General features: G+C 71.2%; 20 protein-coding genes and 3 tRNA genes. 5 read left to right on the forward strand and 18 right to left on the reverse strand.

The window, feature by feature from the left end:
* Window positions 1–92: 92 nt before the first annotated feature.
* The 8 genes from ACFWBW_RS23855 to ACFWBW_RS23890 form a co-directional block, all read right to left on the reverse strand.
* Window positions 93–845: a hypothetical protein gene (locus tag ACFWBW_RS23855; RefSeq protein ID WP_385375660.1), complete on the reverse strand. Its 753-nt coding sequence runs from the start codon at window positions 843–845 to the stop codon at window positions 93–95.
* A 103-nt stretch (window positions 846–948) separates the two neighbouring features.
* Window positions 949–1,221 carry a 2Fe-2S iron-sulfur cluster-binding protein gene (locus ACFWBW_RS23860; RefSeq protein ID WP_385375663.1) on the reverse strand — a complete coding sequence of 91 codons (273 nt, stop codon included), beginning with the start codon at window positions 1,219–1,221 and terminating at the stop codon, window positions 949–951.
* Between the two features lie 75 nt (window positions 1,222–1,296).
* Window positions 1,297–2,355, reverse strand: a complete 1,059-nt coding sequence (locus ACFWBW_RS23865) for an NAD(P)/FAD-dependent oxidoreductase (RefSeq protein ID WP_385375752.1) — start codon at window positions 2,353–2,355, stop codon at window positions 1,297–1,299.
* Entirely contained in the window at window positions 2,355–3,314 is a 960-nt protein-coding gene (locus tag ACFWBW_RS23870) for a 2-dehydropantoate 2-reductase (protein ID WP_385375665.1), read from the reverse strand. Before ACFWBW_RS23870 ends, ACFWBW_RS23865 begins: the two co-directional genes overlap by 1 nt.
* A gap of 157 nt (window positions 3,315–3,471) precedes the next feature.
* Entirely contained in the window at window positions 3,472–4,074 is a 603-nt protein-coding gene (locus ACFWBW_RS23875) for a TetR family transcriptional regulator (protein ID WP_385375668.1), read from the reverse strand.
* A 204-nt stretch (window positions 4,075–4,278) separates the two neighbouring features.
* Entirely contained in the window at window positions 4,279–5,049 is a 771-nt protein-coding gene (locus ACFWBW_RS23880) for an SDR family NAD(P)-dependent oxidoreductase (RefSeq protein WP_385375670.1), read from the reverse strand.
* A 32-nt stretch (window positions 5,050–5,081) separates the two neighbouring features.
* Entirely contained in the window at window positions 5,082–5,774 is a 693-nt protein-coding gene (locus ACFWBW_RS23885; protein ID WP_385375673.1) for an HAD family hydrolase, read from the reverse strand.
* Between the two features lie 56 nt (window positions 5,775–5,830).
* Window positions 5,831–6,877 carry a ScbA/BarX family gamma-butyrolactone biosynthesis protein gene (locus ACFWBW_RS23890; RefSeq protein WP_385375676.1) on the reverse strand — a complete coding sequence of 349 codons (1,047 nt, stop codon included), beginning with the start codon at window positions 6,875–6,877 and terminating at the stop codon, window positions 5,831–5,833.
* A gap of 269 nt (window positions 6,878–7,146) precedes the next feature.
* On the opposite strand from ACFWBW_RS23890, the gene ACFWBW_RS23895 reads away from it, so the two are divergent.
* Window positions 7,147–7,830, forward strand: a complete 684-nt coding sequence (locus ACFWBW_RS23895) for a ScbR family autoregulator-binding transcription factor (protein ID WP_385375755.1) — start codon at window positions 7,147–7,149, stop codon at window positions 7,828–7,830.
* 191 nt (window positions 7,831–8,021) lie between these two features.
* On the opposite strand, the gene ACFWBW_RS23900 is transcribed toward ACFWBW_RS23895, so the two are convergent.
* From ACFWBW_RS23900 to ACFWBW_RS23910, 3 genes are all read right to left on the reverse strand, one after another.
* Window positions 8,022–8,098 (reverse strand) — tRNA-Ile (locus ACFWBW_RS23900).
* 187 nt (window positions 8,099–8,285) lie between these two features.
* Window positions 8,286–8,358: transfer RNA gene (locus ACFWBW_RS23905), tRNA-Asn, on the reverse strand.
* Between the two features lie 5 nt (window positions 8,359–8,363).
* Window positions 8,364–8,436: transfer RNA gene (locus tag ACFWBW_RS23910), tRNA-Asn, on the reverse strand.
* 146 nt (window positions 8,437–8,582) lie between these two features.
* Between ACFWBW_RS23910 and ACFWBW_RS23915 the strand changes: the two genes are divergently transcribed.
* On the forward strand, window positions 8,583–8,891 hold the full coding sequence (locus ACFWBW_RS23915; protein WP_385375679.1) for a YtxH domain-containing protein: 309 nt from the start codon (window positions 8,583–8,585) through the stop codon (window positions 8,889–8,891).
* A 172-nt stretch (window positions 8,892–9,063) separates the two neighbouring features.
* The gene (locus tag ACFWBW_RS23920) at window positions 9,064–10,503 is read left to right on the forward strand and encodes an FGGY family carbohydrate kinase (RefSeq protein ID WP_385375682.1); all 1,440 of its coding nucleotides are present in this window, start codon (window positions 9,064–9,066) and stop codon (window positions 10,501–10,503) included.
* 22 nt (window positions 10,504–10,525) lie between these two features.
* Here ACFWBW_RS23920 and ACFWBW_RS23925 read toward each other — a convergent pair whose 3' ends face one another.
* On the reverse strand, window positions 10,526–10,891 hold the full coding sequence (locus ACFWBW_RS23925; RefSeq protein ID WP_385375684.1) for a hypothetical protein: 366 nt from the start codon (window positions 10,889–10,891) through the stop codon (window positions 10,526–10,528).
* A 218-nt stretch (window positions 10,892–11,109) separates the two neighbouring features.
* On the opposite strand from ACFWBW_RS23925, the gene ACFWBW_RS23930 reads away from it, so the two are divergent.
* A complete protein-coding gene (locus ACFWBW_RS23930) occupies window positions 11,110–12,843 on the forward strand; it encodes an ABC transporter ATP-binding protein (RefSeq protein WP_385375687.1) in 1,734 nt (577 codons plus the stop codon).
* Complete coding sequence (locus ACFWBW_RS23935; RefSeq protein ID WP_385375690.1) at window positions 12,840–14,765, forward strand: ABC transporter ATP-binding protein; 1,926 nt, start codon at window positions 12,840–12,842, stop codon at window positions 14,763–14,765. The genes ACFWBW_RS23930 and ACFWBW_RS23935 overlap by 4 nt, the downstream gene beginning before the upstream one ends.
* A 95-nt stretch (window positions 14,766–14,860) precedes the next feature.
* On the opposite strand, the gene ACFWBW_RS23940 is transcribed toward ACFWBW_RS23935, so the two are convergent.
* The 6 genes from ACFWBW_RS23940 to ACFWBW_RS23965 all read right to left on the reverse strand — a co-directional run bounded on the left by ACFWBW_RS23940 (window position 14,861) and on the right by ACFWBW_RS23965 (window position 21,330).
* The gene (locus ACFWBW_RS23940) at window positions 14,861–16,069 is read right to left on the reverse strand and encodes an RNA polymerase sigma factor (RefSeq protein ID WP_385375758.1); all 1,209 of its coding nucleotides are present in this window, start codon (window positions 16,067–16,069) and stop codon (window positions 14,861–14,863) included.
* Window positions 16,070–16,217: 148 nt separating this feature from the next.
* On the reverse strand, window positions 16,218–17,336 hold the full coding sequence (locus tag ACFWBW_RS23945; protein ID WP_385375693.1) for a hypothetical protein: 1,119 nt from the start codon (window positions 17,334–17,336) through the stop codon (window positions 16,218–16,220).
* A gap of 140 nt (window positions 17,337–17,476) precedes the next feature.
* The gene (locus ACFWBW_RS23950; protein ID WP_385375696.1) at window positions 17,477–19,591 is read right to left on the reverse strand and encodes a molybdopterin oxidoreductase family protein; all 2,115 of its coding nucleotides are present in this window, start codon (window positions 19,589–19,591) and stop codon (window positions 17,477–17,479) included.
* A gap of 46 nt (window positions 19,592–19,637) precedes the next feature.
* Entirely contained in the window at window positions 19,638–19,808 is a 171-nt protein-coding gene (locus ACFWBW_RS23955) for a hypothetical protein (protein WP_385375700.1), read from the reverse strand.
* Window positions 19,809–19,875: 67 nt separating this feature from the next.
* Entirely contained in the window at window positions 19,876–20,682 is an 807-nt protein-coding gene (locus ACFWBW_RS23960; protein WP_385375703.1) for a glucose 1-dehydrogenase, read from the reverse strand.
* A gap of 30 nt (window positions 20,683–20,712) precedes the next feature.
* Window positions 20,713–21,330: a vancomycin high temperature exclusion protein gene (locus tag ACFWBW_RS23965; protein WP_385375761.1), complete on the reverse strand. Its 618-nt coding sequence runs from the start codon at window positions 21,328–21,330 to the stop codon at window positions 20,713–20,715.
* Window positions 21,331–21,410: the final 80 nt, after the last annotated feature.

A 21,410-nucleotide genomic window follows, 5' to 3' on the forward strand; every position in this document is an offset into this window, starting at 1 on the left:
CGTTCTTTCTTCGTTTCTCTTGTAGGGAGCCCGCCTGATTGGCGCTGGTGGCGCCGACCGTCTCCCTCCCCCCCCTCCCGTACCGGGCACGGTCAGGCGACGGCCTTCTCGTCCGCGGCGACGGTGTTGTCGGCGAGCTCCTTGAAGTACAGGGCCAGAACGGTCTGGTGCTCCTGGAGGTACTTCTTGAAGGCTTCGATGTCCTGCTCGTCACGGATCAGGTGGCGCACCGCCGCCCAGACCTCGCCCGGGTGGTCGTCGTTGATGTCCGTGTGCGAGTGGCTGATCTGGCCGCCGATGTTCTGCTCGCCGATCGATTCCTTCAGGGCGACGAGCTTGCGCGGCTCGAGCTTCACGTTCACGTACTCGACGAGGTAGGAGTACGCGACCACGCCGAGCGGTCCCTCGTGGTCCAGGAGGTAGGAGAAGTAGCCGGCGAGCAGCTTGGTGGTGAGGTACGGCTCGGTTGCGAGGAACTCCTCGCGCGAGACGCCCACCTTGGCGAGGTCCTGGATGAAGAGCTCGTCGTGGAGCATCTCCTCCTGCTCGTAGTTCGCCCAGATCTGCGCCGCCTCGGGGCTCTGCTTGGCGATCTCGGTGAGGGCCTTCGCCTCGGCGACGCGCAGCAGGCGGATGCGCCAGGCGGTCTCTATGAGGTTGCGCTTGTAGTAGGCGGAGTCGACGTTCTTGCTCTCCAGGTGGGCCGCGGCCGGTACGTTGGCGTACCACTCGACGACCTGCGCGTCGATCTGCCGGTCCATCTCGGCCCGCAGCTCGACCGCTGCGGCGGCGCTGAGGAACGGCTTGCGGTTTCCATAACCTGCGTTCGTCACACGGTTCTTCATGGCATTCTCCTGATCGGGGTCGTCCGGAAGTTTCGGATGGTTTGGCTGGTCTGGGTGGTTTCGAAGGTTCGGAGCGTGCGCGTGGGACCGGGGTTCGGGTGAACTAGTTCTCCACGACGCGGACGGTCGCGGATTCCAGGAGGCGGCACTGGCAGGCGAGCCGGTGGTTGCCGCCCGCCCAGCCCAGGTCCTCCAGGAAGTCGGTCTCCTCGGGGTCGCTCTCGCCGAGGGCGTCGAAGCCGTCGATGACCTCGACGACGCAGGCCCCGCAGGCTCCCGAGCGGCAGCCGAAGGGGATCAGCGGCTCGGACGTCTCGTACTCGATGTCCGTCAGCGGCGAGCCCTTCGGGAGGGCTATCGCCACTCCGTCGGGCATGAGGGTGAGTGTGTGGAGGATCATCGCTTCCAAGCCCCCTCTGGGCAGGTTGAAGTGGCGTGCCTTTGGGGCGGGTTACGCGGGGACCGGCTCCGGCACGGAGAGGACGCCCCCGGGGTGGGTGTCGGACGAGTGCTCGGGCGCGAGCCGCTGGCCCGGCCGCAGGGCCACCGCCACGTGGTTGACGGCGGTCCCCGCCTCGCCGAAGCCGACCGAGATCAGGGGGACCCGGCCCGGATAGGTACAGCCGTCGCCGACGGCGTACACCTGCGCGAGATTGGTCCGCATGGACTGGTCGACGCGGAGGCGGCGGTGTTCGAGTTCCAGGCCCCAGCCGGCGACGGGGCCGAGCCCGGAGGAGAATCCGAGCGCCGCGACCAGCGAACCGGCCGGCAGCACGAGGGACTCCTCCCCGGCGCGGATCTCGACCCGCTCCAGCCGGTCGGTGCCGTGGCAGGCGACGACTTGAGCGTCGGTGAGGACCCGTACGGACGAGGCGAACAGCTGACGGACGCTGTAGTCGTGGGCGCGGAAGGTGTCCCGGCGGTGCACCAGGGTCACGCTCCGGGCGATCGGGGCCAGGGCCAGCGCCCAGTCGACGGCGCTGTCGCCGCCGCCGACGACCACCACATCCCGACCGGCGTGCGCGTCGAGCCGCGGCACGTGGTAGGCGACGCCCCGGCCCTCGTAGGGGATGGAGCAGGGGAGCTTGCGCGGGACGAACCGGCCGAGTCCGGCGGCGATCACCACGGCGCCCGCGAGCACCCGGGTGCCGTCGTCGGCGCCGAGCGTCCAGCCGCTCCCCCGCGGCGTCAGGCTGACGGCCGTGCGGCCGAGGAGGTACGTGGTGTCGAAGGGCTCGGCCTGCCGCAGCAGGTTGTCGACCAGGTGCCGGCCCTTGATGCCGGGGTGCCCGGCCACGTCGTACAGCAGCTTCTCCGGGTACATGGCGGACACCTGCCCGCCGGGCTCGTCCAGCGCGTCGATCACCGCGACCGACAGGCCGCGGAAGCCGGCGTAGTAGGCGCCGTAGAGGCCGGCCGGCCCGGCGCCGACGATCGCGAGGTCCACCGAGATCTCGGCGGCTGCCGTACGGGATCCTTCGCTGCCGGGTGCGTCGATACGGGGAGTCATCACGCACCCGCCCCGGCACGGCGCTCGGCGGCGAGCTCCTCGCGCAGGCTGAGCGCCTCGTAGAGGAGGCCGTTGATCGGAGTCGCGATGCCGTGGCGGGCGCCGAGGCGGACCACTTCGCCCGTCCACGCCTCCAGCTCGGAGGGCAGACCGGCGGCGATGTCGCGCTGCAGCGACGAGGTGCCCTCGGCGGGCTGCGCGTCGACGAAGGCGAGGGTGCCGGCGACGACGTCGGCCGGCAGCGCGGTGCCGGCGGCCAGGGCCACCCGCTGGATCTCGGTCATGGCGTCCGCGAGCAGCCGCCGGGTGCCCGGTCGGCCGCGCAGGGCGCCGATCGGCGCACCGGTGACCGCGCCGAGAGCGCCGAACGGGGCCACGAACAGGAACTTGGCCCAGAGTTCGGCCCAGATGTCCTTCGGGACAACGGCCGTCACGCCGGCTCCGTCGAGCGCCTGCCGGAGCTTCTCGACCCGCGCCGAAGGACGGTCGTCCCACTCGCCGAAGGTGAGGGAGCCGAGACCGCCGACGTGGCGGATCCGGCCGGGTCCTGCCAGATACGTGATGATCTTCGCGCTGCCCGGCAGCACCGCTTCCCTGCCGAAGGCCTCCGCGACCTCGGCCGGCGCGCCGACCCCGTTCTGCGTGGTGAGGACCGCCGTACCGTCCCCGACCAGCGGCTTCAGCAGGGACAGGGCGGCGGGCAACTGCCAGGTCTTGACGGCCAGGAGGACGAAGTCCACCGGCCCGATCTCGGCGGGGTCGTCCGTCGCCCGCAGCGCCTTCGCGGCGACGGAGAAGCCGCCGGAGCCGTCCGCCGGGCCTTCGACGGTGAGTCCGTCGCGCCGCAGTGCCTCCAGGTGGCGTCCCCGCGCGATGAACCGGACGTCTTGTCCGGCCGCGGCGAGACGGCCGCCGAAGTAGCCGCCGATGCCGCCGGCTCCAACCACCGCTACTTTCACGGACTTCCCCGTTTCTCTGCGATGCGCCAAGCGGGCGCCCGAGGGGCACGCGCCTTGGAGGCCGGATCGCCCCCACACACGAGAACAATACAGAACGCTCGCTTTGTTTTGCTAGTGGTTTTCGCCCACTCCAGAAGAGAGCGAGCGAGTTGCCCCGTCAGACCTGCTCGGCCAGGACGCCCGCGAGGATCAGACGCCAGATCCGCTCCAGTCGCTGGCCGGCGCTGCGGGACACGCCGACCTGCGCACCGATACCGACCCTGACCTGCGATTCCGCACCGGCGAGCAGATATACGACCAGGTCCGCCATCCCCTGCCGGACCTCCTCGATCAGGGCCGAGTGCCCACCCGCGCCCCCCAGGGACAGCTGGTCGCGCACCGCCGGGAGCCAGACGTCCACCCACCGCCCCCCGCCGCCGGGACGCTCCCTGGCGAGCCGCACGCAGGACCGTACGACGAGGTCCTCCTCGAGCAGCCCCACGAGCCCGACGGTCAGTTCGACGACCGCCTCGAAGCCGGGGGCGCGCCCGTCCGACAGGCGCTCCACCAGGGCCTTCGTGATCGCCAGGCCCTCTTCCTCCACGGCGTCCGCGAGAGTCGCCTTGGCAGGGAAATGAAAGGTCAGCGCCCCCATCGAGACGTCCGCCAGCTCACTGATGTGCGACAGCCTGGCACCTTCGTAGCCGGCCACGTCGAACTCCGCCGCCGCCGCCCGGACAAGCGCGCCGCGCGTCCGCACGGCCCTCCCCTGGATCGCCATCCACCTGACCCCCTACCTCGCTGCCGGCCCCCCGTCTCTCATTCCAAAAAACATAGCAAACGTTCTCTACTTTCTGACCCCTGGTGCGTCATTGACGGAAAAGCGATCGGAGGTGAGCACGGACGATGGGACAGGAACGCCTTCGGGGGCGGCCGGGAGACCCCGGCCGCCCCCGAAAGGAGACGCTTTTCCCCGACGACCGGCCTACAAGGCGCTGGCCCCGCCGTCCACGGCCATAGCGGTGCCCGTGACGAAGGAGGAACGGTCGCTGCACAGCCAGACCGCGGCCTGGGCGATCTCGGACGGCGCGGACATCCGGTGCTGCATCGAGTGGGAGAGGAAGGTTTCCTCCAGCGCCGGGTGCGCGTCGAGGACCCCGTCCATCATCTCGGTCCGGGTGCAGCCCACGACGAGCGCGTTGACGCGGATCCCCTGGCGGGCGTAGTCCTGCGCGGCCGCCTTGGTCAGCCCGATCACCGCGTGCTTGGCGGCGACGTACGCGGCCGAGGCACCGGTGGCCTTCAGGCCGGCCACGCTGGAGGTGTTGACGATCGAGCCGCCCGAACCGGATGCGAGCATCACCGGCACCTGGTGGCGCAGGCAGTTCCACACCCCGCGCAGATTGACCCCGACGGTCCGCTCGTAGACCTCGTCGTCGATCTCGTGCAGGGGTTTCCCCGCCGTCGCGTAACCGGCGTTGTTGAAGGCCGCGTCGAGGCCGCCGAAGGCGTCCACCGCGGTCGCCACGGCACGTTCCACATCGCGGGAGGACTCCACGTCGGCGGGGGCGGCGACGGCCCGGCCGCCCGCTGCGCGAATCTCGTCGACCAGGACGTCGAGCCGGTCCTTCCGCCGGGCGACGAGGACCACGGCGGCCCCCTCCGCGGCGAACAACCGGGCGGCCGCCTCCCCGATGCCGCTCGATGCCCCCGTGACCATGGCCACCTTGCCGCTCAGCAACTTCTCACCGCTCATGTGCTCGCAACGCCCCTTTGCCGTACCGGTCTTCAATGCGCCGACGCGGAGGCGGCGGCCTCCTTGTCGAGGATCTGCAGCAGCTCCGCGTCGACGGAGTGCAGCGAGTCCACCACGTGCCGGACCCCCGCCTCCCGCATCAACTGCCCCTGGAAGCTGTGCTCGAAGCCGCTCGGGTGCCCGACGAACGCCATCCCGAGCCGCCCGGCCTCCTCCCCCACCCGGGCCACGTCGTCGAGGACGAGCACCCGGTCGTGCGCGAGTCCGAACTCGGCTGCGATCTCGCGCAGTCCGGGCCGGCAGGAGTCGGTGCAGAGGTAGCCGGGGCCGTCGAAGAGGTCGGCGTGCGCGCCGAGGAAGGTGTCGAAGTGGTCCTTGGCGAGGCCGCCGTAGCAGACGACTCCGAGCCCCGCCGCCCGCAGCCGTCCGAGGAGCTCGAGGGCCCCGTCGCTCACTCGTACCGGATGCGCGGCCACGTACGCCGCCCGCTCCTCGAAGTACTCCTCCAGCGCCTGCGCGCCGGTCATGGTGCCGCCGATCGCCTCCGCGAGCAGCCGGCCGGCGATGGCGCGCGGCTGCGAGAAGATGCTGCGCTCGATGTCGGCCGTGTACGCGCAGCCGCGGCTGACGAGGAAGTGGTGGATGACCGGACTGAAGGTGTCCTCCAGCACGACCCCGTCGATGTTGACGGCCGCGAGGCGCAGATGGGCGAGCGGTTGAAGCATGTGGATCCCCCGTGATGGGCTGGTTGTCGGAACGAGGTCGTGCGGGTCGGGTCCGGTCAGAATGCCCAGAGGCTGCGCTGCCTGGGGACTCGGGCCTGGATCTCGGCCGGGGCCGCGACCGGGATCTCGGCCGGGGCCGCCGCCGGGGCCGCGACCGGCGGCCTGGCGTTGCGCAGGAACGCCGGGACCGGGGTCGCGGTGACAAGAGCGCTGAAGGCGCGGACGCCGTTCTGCTCGGCGTGGACGCGCACCCGGTCACCGACGGCTTCGGCCTGGATCCAGCAGGGCGCGTCGAACTCCACGTACTGCGCGAAGGAGACGTCCATCGCGGTGGCGATCACCGGCCGCTTCCCGGCCGCGGCGTGCGTGGCCTGCCGGGCTGCTTCGAGGAGCAGCATGCCGGGCGCGTGGTCGACCGGGTGGTCGAACAGGAACGGGTGGGAGTGGTCGGCGCGGAGCTGAGTGCGCTGCGGTGCGTTGGTGGGCGAGAGCACCACGTCGGCGAAGCGCGAGCGGGCGACCCGGCTGGGTGCCAGCGGCGGGGCCAGCGGAACGGCCCGCCGGACCGCCTCCGCGATGTCGGCGTAGGGGCCGCGCAGGCGCGGGTAGACGGTGGGCGAGAGGTTGGAGAAGGCGGTCTCCACCCAGCCCAGCCGGACCCCGTCGACGGTCATCTCGACCCGCATCCGCACGGAGGCGAGCCGTCCGCCGCGGCGGACGACGTCCGAGCAGCGGATGTCCATCTCGACCTCGGCCGCCTCGGTCTTGGCGATCAGGGGGGCGGGGTCGATCTCGTAGCGGAAGGTGCTCCACGTCTGGCGGTGGCCGAAAGGCACGTCGTAGGCGACGTGGCTGAGCAACGGGACGGTCTGCCGTACGGATTCGGCGATGAACAACGGGTCGTGATAGCCGTTCACCGGCTCGTAGAAGGCGTGGTCGACGGGCCAGCGAGCGGTGACCCGGAACCGGTCGGGCTCAACCGGGAACCACCCGGTCAGCAGCACTTCGGACTGCACCGTCTTGTGGACGAACTCCCCGGGAACCGAGGTGGCGAGCAGGGCGTGCAGGTCGTTTGGGTTGGCTCTGGCGATGGTGACGGACATCTGGGATCCCCCCGAGAAGCAGACGCTGTTCCAGCCACGAAAATAAAGAATGCTCGTTTTGTTTTGAGTAAATAGATGGCAAAGGAAAGACCATCACTTCACCAAGCAAGGGTGCCCAGGAGCATCCTTTTCCGGTCAAGGCGACTGATAGCATCCGACTCCGCCTTGCCCGATCCTCCCGCACACTCCCCTCAACACAGGGGGAGTGGCACCACTGGCAATCCTTACGTAACATAAGAAATGTTCTGTTTGTTCTAGGAGGCATCGTGGTGCAGCGGCCGAAGCAGGAACGGGCCATCCAGACCCGCAAGGAGATCCTCCGGGCTGCGGCCGTCGTCTTCGACAAGGTGGGGTTCGCCGGCGCGAGCATCAACCGCATCCTCGCGGAAGCCGACCTCACGGCCGGCGCCCTGTACTTCCACTTCAAGTCCAAGGAAGACCTGGCCCGCGCGGTCATGAACGCGCAGCCCGACTCGATCATCCCCTGGCTCTCCTCCGAGGGTCTCCAGCGCCTGGTCGACATCACCCTGGTCTGGGCCCACCAGCTCCAGACCGACGTCCTCCTGCGGGCGGGCGTACGCCTCACCAACGAGCAGGGCGCCTTCGGCTCCCGCGACATCGCCCCGTACCAGGACTGGAGCCGCATCATGGCCGACTGTCTGCGGGTCGCCATCGAGAAGGGCGAACTCCAGGCGGGCATCGACCCCGCGGAACTGGCCGAGTTCGTGGTCGAGGCGTGTACGGGCATGCAGACCTACTCGGCTGTCGCCAGCGAGGACCGGGCCGACCTGTACGACCGCGTCATCCGCATGTGGCGCCTCCTCATGCCGGGCATCGCCGTCCCGACCGTCATCGCCCGCACCGAGGTGAACCCGGCCCGCGCGAAGGCCGCCCTCCTGGACGCGATGAACTCGGCGGCAACGCTGGGAGCCCCCTCCGCGGACACGCCCTGAACCAGCGGCTGCTCCGCCTGAACCCTCCACGAACGGCCCGACGCCGTCATCGACGGGTCGCAGGCGTCCGCGAGCGGTAGAGACCAGGCGCGTACGGCTCTCTGCCGCATTTCCCTGAGGGACCGGTAGAACCGGTGATGCACGGTGGACGCAGCTCACACGAGGTGAAACCTTCCTGCGACCACGGGCAGTGGTGGGGCGGGTGGGACTCGAACCCACGGCCGACGGATTATGAGTCCGCTGCTCTAACCGGCTGAGCTACCGCCCCTTCACGGCGTGGCGCGTACATGTGTGCGCGCCGTCTGCCGCAGCATAGCCGCTCATACGATCTCCTGCCTCGGATGCCTCGCATGATCGGCTTCGCCTGCCCAGAGAGACCGCATCGGGCCCTGTCCGGTTGCGCGCGGAGGGCAGAAAAAAGAAAAAGGACCCACTTGGGGTCCTCGTCCTTCTTGCTCCCCCGACTGGACTCGAACCAGTAACCTGCCGATTAACAGTCGGCTGCTCTGCCAATTGAGCTACAGGGGATTGCGCTCCCCCGACTGGACTCGAACCAGTAACCTGCCGATTAACAGTCGGCTGCTCTGCCAATTGAGCTACAGGGGATTGCTGCGTTGCACCGAACGGCCCACCTCTGGCCTTGGCCAGGGGGCGAGCGCCCGTTGCGAGTCATAGATTAGCGCAAGCAGGGGGGTGCTCCGCCAATCGGTATCGCCAGCGGGCCGGGCACCACACGACGAAGGGTGGCAGGCATGCGGTACAAGGTCACGTTCGCGGTCGGGCTGGCCCTCGGGTACGTGCTCGGGACCCGGGCCGGACGCGAGCGGTATGAACAGTTGAAGAAGTCCGCGCGAGAGTTCGCGCAGAACCCCGCGGTCCGCAACGCGGCCGAGAGCGCTGGTCAGAGCGGTCGGGAGTTCGCCGGCAAGGCGTACGCCGCGGTGAGCGACAAGGTGGGCGACGCGATGCCGGACGCACTGGCCGGACGCGTACGGGGCTTGCGGGCGCGGGCCGGCGGCGGTGGCGCGGGCGAGGACGACTGGGGCACCAGCAACACCTGACCGGCCCGGTCCGGAGCGCGGGTCCCTCCTGCGAGGGCCCCGCACCGGGGCCCCGCCCGGCCCCGCCCGGTCGCCTGCGCGGGGTCCAGTCCGGTCCCGCACGAGGGGCGGAGCGGGTCCCGGGCACGCCGGGGCGGTCGAGTCCGCCCCCGCGTGCGGCAGAATTCTCCGCATGGGGATAGTCGCCGGGCTGGACAGCTCTTCCGCGTTCACACGCATCGTCGTCTGTGACACCGAGACGGGCGCCGTGCTGCGCCAGGGGTACGCCCCTCATCCGCAGCCCACCGGCGAGGCGGTGCCGCACGAGACCGATCCACAGGCCTGGCTGCTCTCGCTCGGCGAGGCCGCCGGCGGCGGCCTCCTCGAAGGTGTGCAGGCCATCGGGGTCTCCGCGCAGCAGCACGGCCTGCTGCCGCTGGACGCGCAGGGCGGCCTCGTGCGTCCCGCCCTGATCGGCAACGACAAGCGCGGACAGGCCGCAGCCGCCGAGCTGATCGAGGCCTTCGGCGGCCGGCAGGCCTGGGCCGAGGCCGTCGGCTCCGTCCCCCATTCGGCGCAGCCCGTGGCGAAGCTCGCCTGGCTGGCCCGTACCGAGCCCGAGGCGGCCCGGCGGGTGGCCGTGCTGATGTCCCCGCACGACTGGCTGGTGTGGCAGCTCCTGGGCCGCCCGGCCCGGCGCACCACCGACCGCGGCGGCGCCTCCGGCACCGGCTACTGGTCGGCGGCCACCGGCGCCTACCGCCCCGACCTGGTCGAGCTCGCGCTGGGGCACCGGGCGCTGCTCCCCGAGGTGCTCGGCCCGGCCGAAGCCGCCGGGACCACGCCCGAGGGGCTGCTGATCTCCGCCGGCACCGGCGAGACCATGGCGGCCGCGCTCGGGCTGGGCATGGGACCGGGCGACGCCGTGGTCTCGCTGGGCGCGTCCGGATCGGTGATGGCCGTGCACCACGAGGCGCTGTCGGAGCCGGGCGGGCTGATCACCTCCCTCGCCGACGCCACCGGGCTGCACCTGCCGGTGGTGAACACCCTGAACGCCGTACGGGCCCTGCGCGGCACCGCCGAACTGCTGGGCACCGATCTGGACGGGCTGAGCGAGCTCGCGCTGAAGTCGACCCCGGGCGCGCACGGACTCGTGCTCCTGCCGTACCTGGAGGGTGAGCGGACGCCGAACCTGCCGCACGCCGCCGGGACCCTGTCGGGGCTGCGCCGGGACTCCATGAAGCCCGAGCACCTCGCGCGGGCCGCCTTCGAGGGCATGCTGTGCGGGCTGGTGGACGCGCTCGACGTGCTGCGCAGCCGCGGCGTGGAGATCCGCCGGGTGTTCCTGCTCGGCGCCGCCGCGGAACTGCCGGCCGTACAGGCCTTCGCGCCGGGGCTGTTCGGGACGCAGGTCCTCGTACCGGCGCCGGCGGACTACGCGGCCCTGGGCGCGGCCCGGCAGGCCGCGTGGGCGCTCGGCCTGGCGCAGGGCGGCGCGGCCTCGAAGACCCCGCCGGTGTGGCCGGCGCCCGCGGCGCAGCTGTTCGAGCCGGACGAGGAGTACCCGGCCTGGCAGGGTGCGCGCCAGCAGTACGTCGCGACCCGGGACCAGATCCACCCCGGGGCGTTCTAGCGGCCGACCGGCCGGCCGGGGCTCAGCCCAGTTGCGCCTTGACGTGCTCGACGACCGCCTGGAACTCCTTCGTGGGCGAGAAGTCGAGGTACTCGGTGTCCTCCAGGGCGACCGGGGCGTGGCCGGGCGGCCAGTAGCAGGCCTCCCCGGCCGAGTAGACCTGGTCCCCGTCCTTCGTGTGCATCATGATCCGGCCCTTGATCACGTAGGCGTAGTGCGGGCACGGACACAGGTCGTCGGGCAGGCCCTTGAACGCCGGGGTCATGTCCACACCCTTGTCGAAGCGCCCGAAGGCGACGGAGAAACCGCCGCCGAGCTCCAGCACGCGCAGTTCGGCGCCGTTGCCCTCGAAGAGGACGGGGATCTGCTCCCGTTTGGCTGCCGTCATGGTTCCTCCACGGCTGATCCGTCCCGAGATCTCCCCTCCCCCATCGTCCTCCCGGCACCGGCCGTCGGCTCGGCGGCGGCCGGTGCGCGCACCGGCCTACGCCCTCCCGCGAGCGGCCTACTCCTTTTGACCGGCCTTTACGAAAAGCGGTGGGTTCCGGCCCCTGGTTGGCAGAAGATGGAGTGAACCCCCTCGATCATGCCGACCGGAGCCTGCGCGTGCTCATACGACTTCTGCGGACCCATCTGGGCCCGTACCGGAAACCGATCGCCGTGCTGGTCCTCCTGCAGCTCCTGCAGACCAGTGCGAGCCTCTACCTGCCCACGCTGAACGCCGACATCATTGACAACGGTGTCGTCAACGGCGACACCGGCTACATCCTGCGTTTCGGCGCGCTGATGCTCGGCGTCTCGCTGGTCCAGCTCGTCTGCAACGTCGGCGCCGTCTACTACGGGGCCCGCACCGCCGCGGCCTTCGGCCGGGACGTCCGGGCCGGCGTCTTCGACCGCGTGCAGAGCTTCTCCGCGCGCGAGCTCGGCCACTTCGGCGCCCCGTCGCTGATCACCCGTACGACGAACGACGTGCAGCAGATCCAGATGCTCGTGCTGATGACCTTCACGCTGATGGTCTCCGCGCCGATCATGTGCGTCGGCGGCATCTTCATGGCGCTCTCGCTGGACGTGAAGCTCTCCGGCGTGCTGCTCGCCGTGGTCCCGATCCTCGGCCTGTCGGTCGGCGCGATCGTGCTGAAGACCCGCCCGCTGTTCCGTGCCATGCAGACGCGCCTGGACACGGTCAACCGGGTCCTGCGCGAGCAGATCACCGGCAACCGGGTGATCCGCGCCTTCATCCGCGACGACTACGAGAAGGAACGCTTCCGCGAGGCCAACGCCGACCTCACCGGCGTCTCGCTGGCGGCCGGCAAGCTGCTCGCGCTGATGTTCCCGACCGTGATCGTGGTCGTGAACATCTCCAGCGTCGCCGTCGTCTGGTTCGGCGCGATGCGCATCGACTCCGGCAGTATGGAGATCGGCCAGCTGACGGCCTTCCTCGCCTACCTGATGCAGATCGTCATGTCCGTGATGATGGCCACCTTCATGTTCATGATGGTGCCGCGCGCCGAGGTCTGCGCCGAGCGCGTCCAGGAGGTCCTGGACACCGACTCCAGCGTGGTCCCGCCCACCGACCCGATCCGCGAGCTCGCCCGCCACGGCCTGCTGGAGCTGCGCGGCGCCGACTTCCGCTACCCGGGCGCCGAGGCCTCCGTACTGCGCGGGGTCGACCTCGTGGCCCGTCCCGGCGAGACCACCGCGGTGATCGGCTCGACCGGCAGCGGCAAGTCCACGCTGCTGGGGCTGATCCCCCGGCTGTTCGACGCCACCGGCGGCGACGTGCTCGTCGACGGCGAGGACGTACGGCGCCTCGACCCGGAGCTGCTCGCCAGGACGGTCGGCATGGTGCCGCAGAAGCCGTACCTCTTCTCCGGGACCGTCGCCAGCAACCTGCGTTACGGGCGCCCCGACGCCACCGACGAGGAGCTGTGGCACGCGCTGGACGTCGCACAGGCCAAGGGCTTCGTGTCCGAGCTGGAGGGCGGGCTCGAAGCGCCGATCACCCAGGGCGGCACCAACGTCTCCGGCGGCCAGCGCCAGCGGCTCGCCATCGCGCGCACGCTCGTACAGCGCCCGGAGATCTACCTGTTCGACGACTCCTTCTCGGCCCTGGACTACGCCACGGACGCGGCGCTGCGCTCCGCGCTGGCCCGCGAGACCGAAGAGGCGACCGTGGTCATCGTCGCCCAGCGGGTCTCCACCATCCGCGACGCGGACCGGATCATCGTCCTCGACGAGGGGCAGGTGGTGGGCGAGGGGCGCCATCACGAGCTGATGGCCGGCAATGAGACCTACCGGGAGATCGTGCTCTCCCAGCTGACGGAAGCGGAGGCGGCGTGAGCGGGCCCGGAGGACGGATGATGATGGGACCGCCGACGACGCGGTCCATGGACTTCAAGGGCTCGGGCAAGCGGCTGCTGAGCGCGCTGGCGCGCGACCGGGCCAAGCTGTGGGGCATGGTCCTCGCGGTCGTCGGCAGCGTCGCCGCGTCGGTGACCGGGCCCAAGATCCTCGGCGAGGCCACCGACCTGGTGTTCGCGGGGATCGTCGGCCGGAACTTCGACAAGGGCCTCACCAAGCAGCAGGCGCTGGACACTCTGCGCGCCAGGGGCGAGGGCGGGATGGCGGACATGCTGTCCGGCACCGCCTTCACCCCGGGCAAGGGCATCGACTTCGGCGCGGTCGGGACGGTGGCGCTGTGGGCGCTGGCCGTCTTCACGGTCGCCGGTCTGCTGATGCTGGTCGCCACCCGGCTGTCGAACCACATCATGAACGGCACCGTCTACCGGATGCGCGAGGAGCTCCAGGCGAAGCTGTCGCGGCTGCCGCTGTCCTACTTCGACCAGCAGAAGCGCGGCGAGGTGCTCAGCCGGGCCACGAACGACATCGACAACATCGGGCAGACGATCCAGCAGACGATGGGTCAGCTGCTCAACTCGCTCCTGACGATCGTCGGCGTGCTGGCGATGATGTTCTGGATCTCGCCGGTGCTGGCGCTGGTCGCGCTGGTGACCATCCCGGTGTCCGCCTACGTGGCCGCGAAGATCGGCAAGAAGTCGCAGCCGCAGTTCGTGGCGCAGTGGAAGTCCACGGGCACCCTGAACGCGCACGTCGAGGAGATGTACTCGGGCCACACGCTGGTCAAGGTCTTCGGCCGGCAGAAGGAGTCGGCGGCCCTGTTCGCCGAGCAGAACGAGGCCCTGTACCGGGCCTCCTTCAAGGCGCAGCTGGTCAGCGGGATCATGCAGCCGGTGATGCTGTTCATCTCGAACATCAACTACGTGCTCGTCGCGGTCGTCGGCGGTCTGAAGGTCGCCTCCGGCACCCTGTCGATCGGTGACGTGCAGGCCTTCATCCAGTACTCGCGCCAGTTCTCGATGCCGCTCACGCAGGTCGCCTCCATGGCGAACCTGGTGCAGTCCGGCGTCGCCTCCGCGGAGCGGGTCTACGAGCTGCTGGACGCGCCGGAGCAGGAGGCGGACGCGGAGGTTCCGGAGCGTCCGGAGAACCTGCGCGGGCAGGTCACCTTCGACAAGGTCGCCTTCCGCTACGAGCCCGACAAGCCGCTGATCGAGAACCTCTCGCTGAGCGTGGACCCCGGGCACACGGTCGCGATCGTCGGCCCGACGGGCGCCGGCAAGACCACGCTGGTCAACCTGCTGATGCGGTTCTACGAGGTCACGGGCGGGGAGATCGCCCTCGACGGGGTGGACATCGCGAAGATGACCCGCGAGGGACTGCGCGGCGGCATCGGCATGGTGCTCCAGGACACCTGGCTGTTCGGCGGCACCATCGCGGAGAACATCGCCTACGGGGCCGCGCGCGAGGTCACGCGCGCCGAGGTCGAGGAGGCCGCGCGGGCGGCCCACGCCGACCGGTTCATCCGCACCCTGCCCGAGGGCTACGACACGGTGCTGGACGACGAGGGCGCCGGCGTCAGCGCGGGCGAGAAGCAGCTGATCACCATCGCGCGGGCGTTCCTGTCCGACCCGGTGATCCTGGTGCTCGACGAGGCGACGAGCTCGGTGGACACCCGTACCGAGGTGCTGATCCAGAAGGCGATGGCGCGCCTCGCGCACGGCCGTACGTCCTTCGTGATCGCGCACCGGCTGTCCACGATCCGCGACGCCGACCTGATCCTGGTGATGGAGAGCGGCTCGATCGTGGAACAGGGCACGCACGGGGAGCTGTTGCTCGCGGGCGGCGCGTACGCGCGGCTGTACGCGGCGCAGTTCGCGCAGGCGGTGGCCGAGGTCGACTAGGTCGGGCCGTGGGGCCGTTCGGGGCTGCGGCCCTGTGGCCGGTACCGGCAGGGGCGCCCTTCGGGGCGCCCCTTTTCCGTCGGTCCGGACCCGCGTCAGTCCAGATAGCCGCGCAGCTGGTCCGCGAAGGCGTGGTCGCGGAGCTTGTTGAGGGTCTTGGACTCGATCTGCCGGATCCGCTCACGGGTCACCCCGAAGATCCGCCCGATCTCCTCCAGGGTTCGCGGCCGCCCGTCGGCGAGCCCGTAGCGGAGCTGGACGACTTTGCGCTCCCGCTCCCCGAGGGTGGAGAGGACCGCTTCGAGGTGCTCTCGGAGCAGGAAGAACGCGGCCGATTCGACCGGGGAGGCGGCGTCCCCGTCCTCGATGAGGTCGCCGAGCGCGACGTCGTCCTCCTCGCCCACGGGTGCGTGCAGCGAGACCGGTTCCTGCGCGAGGCGCAGCACCTCCAGGACCCGCTCGGGGGTCAGCTCCAGGTGGACGGCGACCTCTTCGGCGGTGGGCTCGTACCCCCGCTCCTGGAGCATGCGGCGCTGGACGCGCACGACGCGGTTGATCAGTTCGACGACGTGGACGGGGACCCGGATGGTGCGGGCCTGGTCGGCCAGCGCCCGGGACATGGCCTGGCGGATCCACCAGGTGGCGTAGGTGGAGAACTTGTAGCCGCGGGCGTAGTCGAACTTCTCGACGGCGCGGATCAGTCCGAGGTTCCCCTCCTGGACCAGGTCGAGCATGGTGAGCCCGCGGCCGACGTAGCGCTTGGCCACGGAGACGACGAGCCGCAGGTTCGACTCGATGAGGCGGCGTTTGGCCATCCGGCCCATGACCACGAGCTTGTCGAGGTCGAGGGTGAGCTGCAGGTCGAGCGGGGCTCCGCTGCCGAGCTTCTCCTCCGCGAACAGGCCCGCTTCCACGCGCCGCGCGAGCTCGACCTCCTCGACGGCGGTGAGCAGCGGGATCCTGCCTATCTCGCGCAGGTACTGCCGGAAGAGGTCGGCGGACGGTCCCGCCCCGCCGGAGCCTTCCGCCGGGCGCTTGCGCGGCGCGGGCACCTTCTCCAGCAGCTCCGGGCCCTCCAACTCCTCAGCCTCTTCGGCCCCTTCGGCCTCCTCCTCGCGCATGGCGTCGGCCTCGGCCTCGGGCTCTTCGGCCGCGGGCACTTCGGCGGGCGGGCTGACGGTGACGGTCAGGCTCTGGGTCTGCACGGGGGCGACCTCCACAGGGCTCCGAGGACGGGTGCACCGCACCTCAGTGTGGGGTACGACACATCGCTGCCACGAGGGGCGTGCGACCACTTTCTGAATCGAATACGTGACCCATGGTTACCATTCCTGGCGATGCTGGCCAGTGCCGGCCTGATCGCCGTGTACCGGGTTGCCCGGTTGTCTCCCCGAACGGTTTTGGGGGACGGGGAACAGCGCGAGTTGGTCGCTTCGGCCCCGGCAGGTCTTGTCACCCGGGTGGGGTGTGCCTGTGGTCCTGGGCGGGCTCGCGGTCCCGCGTGCCCTCGGTACGGTGACGGTCTGGCCGGTAGCTCTCCGCGCGACGATCCTCTGGTCGCGTGCGGTCACACCTGGCCGACGCCGTGTCCCGTGTCCGAGGGCACGTCTGCCGATCGCCACCGCCGCCGCATGGTGGCCGGTAACGAGAGCGGTCTTCGATTGCTGCTGGAGCGGCTGCTTCCAATGCTGGGCTCCCCAGCGGGAGGTGTACGCAGGGTCGACCGCGACCACGATCAGGCCGGCATGGTGGGCCATGCCGGCAAGCCGGTCGCGGAACTTCGCCGTGGGCAGTCCGGCGACAGTTCGCCCGGAAGGTCTTACCGCGTTTGCCGCGTCCCATCGTCTCGCGGCCGGTGGCGCGGGCGTCGGCGAAACCGAGGTTCTCGATAGCGAAACCGGCGCAGCCGTGCTGGTGCGCGAGGTGGATGAGTTCGCTGATCGCCTGCCGGAGGCGCCCGTCACGCCGAGATGTGGGGCCGCTGAGGTCGGTGGTGACGGTGATGGGCCGGCCGACGGGGTTGCCGTGGATGTCGACGACGCAGGCGGCGAGGTGCCCGGCGTTGAGGTCCACGGCGAGGAGCCGGACGCCGGTTGCAGCCAGCTCTGCAGGGGTGGGGAGAGGTGTTCCCGGGGTGGACCAGGAAGCGTCGAGGTACCAGCGTCCGCGATCGGGATCGCACACGAGGTCGTAGCGCACTGAGCGGTTGGCTGTGATCCGGTCCAGCCATTCGCCTTGGCGGTGGTTGAAGGTGACGGTGCAGGCGAGTCGGTAGCGGCCCCGGGGTGCGTTCGCGAGGTGCCTGAGCGGTTCGGGCAGGACGATCGTGACCGTTCCGTCAGCAGGGTCGACGGCGATCGTGTAGTTCCCGTACGGCGCACCGGACTCCCCGTCGGCGGTGAGGAACATGCGCCGCGCGTCCCACCGCTCCCGCCACTGCCGCTCGGTGAGCCCGGCGTCAGCGAGGTTGTGCCTGTTCTTCGCGAGACGGCGCCCGCCAACCACAATTGCCGGATGCCCGGCCTCGATCCGCCGCTCCACCCCCGCCAGGCGCGCGGTGAGGACCTGCAACCGGCTCTGCTTCTGCGCCCGCTCGGGCCGGCTCGGGTAACCGCGAACACCGCCCACACGCTGACCACACGGCACTGCCAACCGTCTATTTGACCGCACGTCGATGGCACCACACGTTCACCCAAACGAGCCATCCAGGGTCACACGGGCTCCACGCGGACCGCGCAGACCTTGAACTCCGGCATCCGGGAGACCGGGTCCAGCGCCGGGTTGGTCAGGGTGTTGGCGCGGCCCTCGCCCGGCCAGTGGAAGGGCATGAACACGGTGTCCGCGCGGATCGTGTCCGTGATGCGGGCCGGGGCGACCGCGCGGCCGCGGCGGGAGGTGACCGCGAGGGGGGTTCCGTCGACCGCGCCGATGCGGGCCGCGAGGCGGGGGTGGAGTTCCACGAAGGGGCCGGGGGCGGCTTCGTTGAGCTCGTCCACCCGGCGGGTCTGCGCGCCCGACTGGTACTGGGCGACGACCCGGCCGGTGGTGAGGAGGAGCGGGTACTCGGCGTCCGGGACCTCGGCGGCGTCGCGGTGGGTGACGGGCACGAAGCGGGCCCGGCCGTCCTCGGTGGCGAAGCGGTCCAGGAAGAGGCGCGGGGTGCCGGGATGGGGCCCGGCGGCGGAACCGGGCTCCGCCGTCCGTGCGGGAGCGGGGCAGGGCCAGAAGACGCCCTGTTCCGCTTCGATGCGGGCGTACGTGATGCCCGAGTAGTCCGCCGGGCCGCCCGCCGAGGCGCGGCGCAGCTCCTCGAAGACCTCCTCGGCGTCGGTCGGGAAGGCCTTCGGCATGCCCAGCCGGGTGGCCAGGCCGTGCAGGACCTCCAGGTCGGAGCGGACCCCCGGCGGCGGGGTGAGGGCCCGGCGGCGGAGCAGGACGCGGCCCTCCAGGTTGGTGGTGGTGCCGGTCTCCTCCGCCCACTGGGTGACCGGGAGCACCACGTCGGCCAGGGCCGCCGTCTCGGACAGGACCACGTCGGCGACGGCCAGGAAGTCCAGGGAGCGGATGCGCTCCTCGATGTGGCCGGCGCGGGGGGCCGAGACCACCGGGTTGGAGCCCATCAGGAGGAGGGCCTTGACGTCCGAGCCGAGCGCGTCGAGGAGTTCGTACGCGCTGCGGCCCGGGCCGGGGAGGGTGTCGGGGTCGATCCCCCAGACCCCGGCGACGTGGGCCCGGGCCGCCGGGTCGGTCAGCTTGCGGTAGCCGGGGAGCTGGTCGGCCTTCTGGCCGTGTTCGCGGCCGCCCTGGCCGTTGCCCTGACCGGTGAGGCAGCCGTAGCCGGAGAGCGGCCGGCCGGCCCGGCCGGTGGCGAGGCAGAGGTTGATCCAGGCCCCGACGGTGTCGACACCCTTGGACTGCTGCTCGGGGCCGCGTGCGGTGAGCACCATCGCGGATTCGGGGGCGCAGAACATCGCCACCGCCTCGCGGAGCTTCGGCACCGGCACGCCGGTGATGCGCTCCACCAGCTCCGGCCAGTGCGCCATCGCGCCGGCCCGGGCCTCCTCCCAGCCCGTGGTGCGCTCCGCGATGAACTCCTCGTCGGTGTGCCCGCCCGCCACCACCAGGTGCAGCAGGCCGAGCGCCAGCGCCAGGTCCGTGCCGGGGCGCGGGGCCAGGTGCAGGTCGGCCTGTTCGGCGGTGCGCGTGCGGCGCGGGTCCACCACGATGAGCGTGCCGCCGTTCTCGCGGAGCTCCCGGAAGAAGCGCAGGGCCGGCGGCATGGTGTCGGCGGGGTTGGAGCCGACGAGGATGACGCAGCCGGTCCGGGGGATGTCCTCCAGCGGGAAGGGCAGCCCCCGGTCGAGCCCGAAGGCCCGCTGGTGCGCGGCGGCGGCCGAGGACATGCAGAACCGGCCGTTGTAGTCGATCTGCGAGGTCCCCAGCGCGATGCGGGCGAACTTCCCGAGGGCGTACGCCTTCTCGTTGGTCAGCCCGCCGCCGCCGAACACCCCGACCGCGTCGGCCCCGTACGACCGCCGCGTGCGGGCGAGGCCCTCGGCGACGGCGTCGAGGGCCTCCTCCCAGGTGGCCGGTTCCAGCCGCCCGGCGTGGGTGCGGACGAGCGGCTCGGTGAGGCGCACCCGGGAGGAGAGCACGGCGGGGGCGGTGCGGCCCTTGCCGCACAGCGCGCCCCGGTTCACGGGGAAGTCGGCACGCTCCTCCACCGCCACGCCGCCGACCGCTCCCGGTTCGGGGCGCAGGTTCATGCCGCACTGCAGCGCGCAGTACGGACAGTGCGTGGCGGTGGCGGAGTCCGAGGTGTGCATGGAGCCCAGCGTGCGTCGGCGGTGTTACGCGGGCCGCCGCGCCGCGTTACAAGTCCGCGTGCTCTGCCTCAGCGCGCCCCGGTGGCTCCGGTGAGGCCCTGCGCAGCGGGGGCCGGTCGAGGATCTCGACGTACACGATCCGTCCGTCGACGACGTCGAGGATCAGCATGCCCCGCCCGGGGAAGACCTCGCGTACGAGGGGTGCGTCGTGGTCCACGGGGCGGACCGTAGCCCGGCGCCCCGGCGGCGGGCACCCGAATATCCGCCGGGGTGCCGGGGCCGGGTCACTGGCCCGTCAGGTACTTCACCGTGAGGCCGGCCGTCCAGCCGCCGTCGACGGCGAGCTCGGCTCCGGTCATGTAGCTCGCGGCGTCCGAGAGGAGGAAGGCGACGGCGGCGGCGATCTCCTCGGGGAGGCCGACGCGGCCGAGGGGGGCGCCGGGGTAGTTGCCCTCGCCCGCCTGGATGCCGACCGGGGCCGTCATGGGGGTGAGCGTCATGCCGGGGTGTACGGAGTTCACGCGGATCCGGGATTCCGCGAGCTCCACCGCGCCGATCTTCGACAGTCCGCGCACGCCCCACTTGGAGGCTCCGTAGCCGGCGGTCAGGGCGAGGCCGGTGAGGCCGGCGGCGGAGGAGATGTTGACGATGGAGCCGCCGCCGTTCTCCCGCATCAGCGGGATGGCGGCCTTGATGCCGATGAAGACGCCGACGAGGTTGATCTCGACGACCTTGCGGAAGTGCTCGACGCTCTCGTGCTCCAGGAACTGGCCGGTGGCGATGCCGGCGTTGTTGACCAGACCGTCGATGCGGCCGAACTCGGCGAGGGCGAAGGCGAGGGCCGCGTCCCAGTCGGATTCGCTGGTGACGTCGTGGCGCAGGAAGCGCGCCGCGTCGCCGAGCTCGGCCGCCTTCTCGGCGCCCTCGGCCTCCAGGACGTCGGTGATCAGCACCTTGCCGCCGCCGTCCACAACGGCCTGCGCGGCCGCCGCGCCGAGGCCGCGGGCCCCGCCGGTGATGACGACGACCTTGCCGCTCAGATCCACAACAGCCACGGTTCCACACCCCTGACGCTTACGACTGATTGCCATATGCCTAATCGGCATATGGTGACGGTCGCGTCAGTCTGCCAGAGAGGCCAGCGCCCGCGACACCCCCTCCTCCTTCGGCCCCAGGAAGCGCGGCTCCGGCTTGAGCACGGCGTCCATCGCGGCCTTGCCCGCCGCGAAGACCTCGCGCGCGCCGCCGTAGTACCAGGTCGCGTCGTGCACGTCGTCCACCCCGACCCCGTACGAATCCACCCCCGCGGCCCGGCACAGCGCGACCGCCCGGCGGATGTGGAACCCCTGGCTGATCAGCACCGCCCGGTGCACCCCGAAGACCTCCTTGGCCCGGACGCAGGAGTCCCACGAGTCGAAGCCGGCGTAGTCGCTGACGATCCGGCCGTCCGGCACTCCGTGTTCCGTCAGGTACGTGCGCATCGCGTCGGGCTCGTCGTACTCGGTGCGGCTGTTGTCCCCGGTGACCAGGACGACCTTGACCCTGCCCGCGCGGTAGAGCTCGACGGCGGCGTCCAGCCGGTCGCGGAGGTACGGGGTCGGGCGGCCGTTCCACAGCAGCCCGGCGCCGAACACCATCGCCACCTCGGCGGCGGGCGCGTCGGCGGTGGTCCGCAGCCGGGGTCCGGCGGACGCGTGCGTCCACGCCGAGGGCAGCAGGGCCAGCACGCAGGCCGCCATCACCACCTGCACGGCCCGCCGCCTGGCCCGTACGGTGCGCGGCACACGGATCCGCACGGCCCCCAACCGGCCCCGTACGG

Origin of the sequence: Streptomyces sp. NPDC059957 (genome assembly GCF_042730015.1) — a bacterium.
GTDB lineage: Bacteria > Actinomycetota > Actinomycetes > Streptomycetales > Streptomycetaceae > Streptomyces.

What these genes read in the sequence shown, in the direction of transcription:
- ACFWBW_RS23855 (WP_385375660.1), bottom strand. Translation starts at nt 845, where the DNA reads ATGAAGAACCGTGTGACGAACGCAGGTTATGGAAACCGCAAGCCGTTC.
- ACFWBW_RS23860 (WP_385375663.1), bottom strand. Translation starts at nt 1,221, where the DNA reads ATGCCCGACGGAGTGGCGATAGCCCTCCCGAAGGGCTCGCCGCTGACG.
- ACFWBW_RS23865 (WP_385375752.1), bottom strand. Translation starts at nt 2,355, where the DNA reads ATGACTCCCCGTATCGACGCACCCGGCAGCGAAGGATCCCGTACGGCA.
- ACFWBW_RS23875 (WP_385375668.1), bottom strand. Translation starts at nt 4,074, where the DNA reads ATGGCGATCCAGGGGAGGGCCGTGCGGACGCGCGGCGCGCTTGTCCGG.
- ACFWBW_RS23880 (WP_385375670.1), bottom strand. Translation starts at nt 5,049, where the DNA reads ATGAGCGGTGAGAAGTTGCTGAGCGGCAAGGTGGCCATGGTCACGGGG.
- ACFWBW_RS23885 (WP_385375673.1), bottom strand. Translation starts at nt 5,774, where the DNA reads ATGCTTCAACCGCTCGCCCATCTGCGCCTCGCGGCCGTCAACATCGAC.
- ACFWBW_RS23890 (WP_385375676.1), bottom strand. Translation starts at nt 6,877, where the DNA reads ATGTCCGTCACCATCGCCAGAGCCAACCCAAACGACCTGCACGCCCTG.
- ACFWBW_RS23915 (WP_385375679.1), top strand. Translation starts at nt 8,583, where the DNA reads ATGCGGTACAAGGTCACGTTCGCGGTCGGGCTGGCCCTCGGGTACGTG.
- ACFWBW_RS23920 (WP_385375682.1), top strand. Translation starts at nt 9,064, where the DNA reads ATGGGGATAGTCGCCGGGCTGGACAGCTCTTCCGCGTTCACACGCATC.
- ACFWBW_RS23925 (WP_385375684.1), bottom strand. Translation starts at nt 10,891, where the DNA reads ATGACGGCAGCCAAACGGGAGCAGATCCCCGTCCTCTTCGAGGGCAAC.
- ACFWBW_RS23950 (WP_385375696.1), bottom strand. Translation starts at nt 19,591, where the DNA reads ATGCACACCTCGGACTCCGCCACCGCCACGCACTGTCCGTACTGCGCG.
- ACFWBW_RS23960 (WP_385375703.1), bottom strand. Translation starts at nt 20,682, where the DNA reads ATGGCAATCAGTCGTAAGCGTCAGGGGTGTGGAACCGTGGCTGTTGTG.
- ACFWBW_RS23965 (WP_385375761.1), bottom strand. Translation starts at nt 21,330, where the DNA reads ATGGCGGCCTGCGTGCTGGCCCTGCTGCCCTCGGCGTGGACGCACGCG.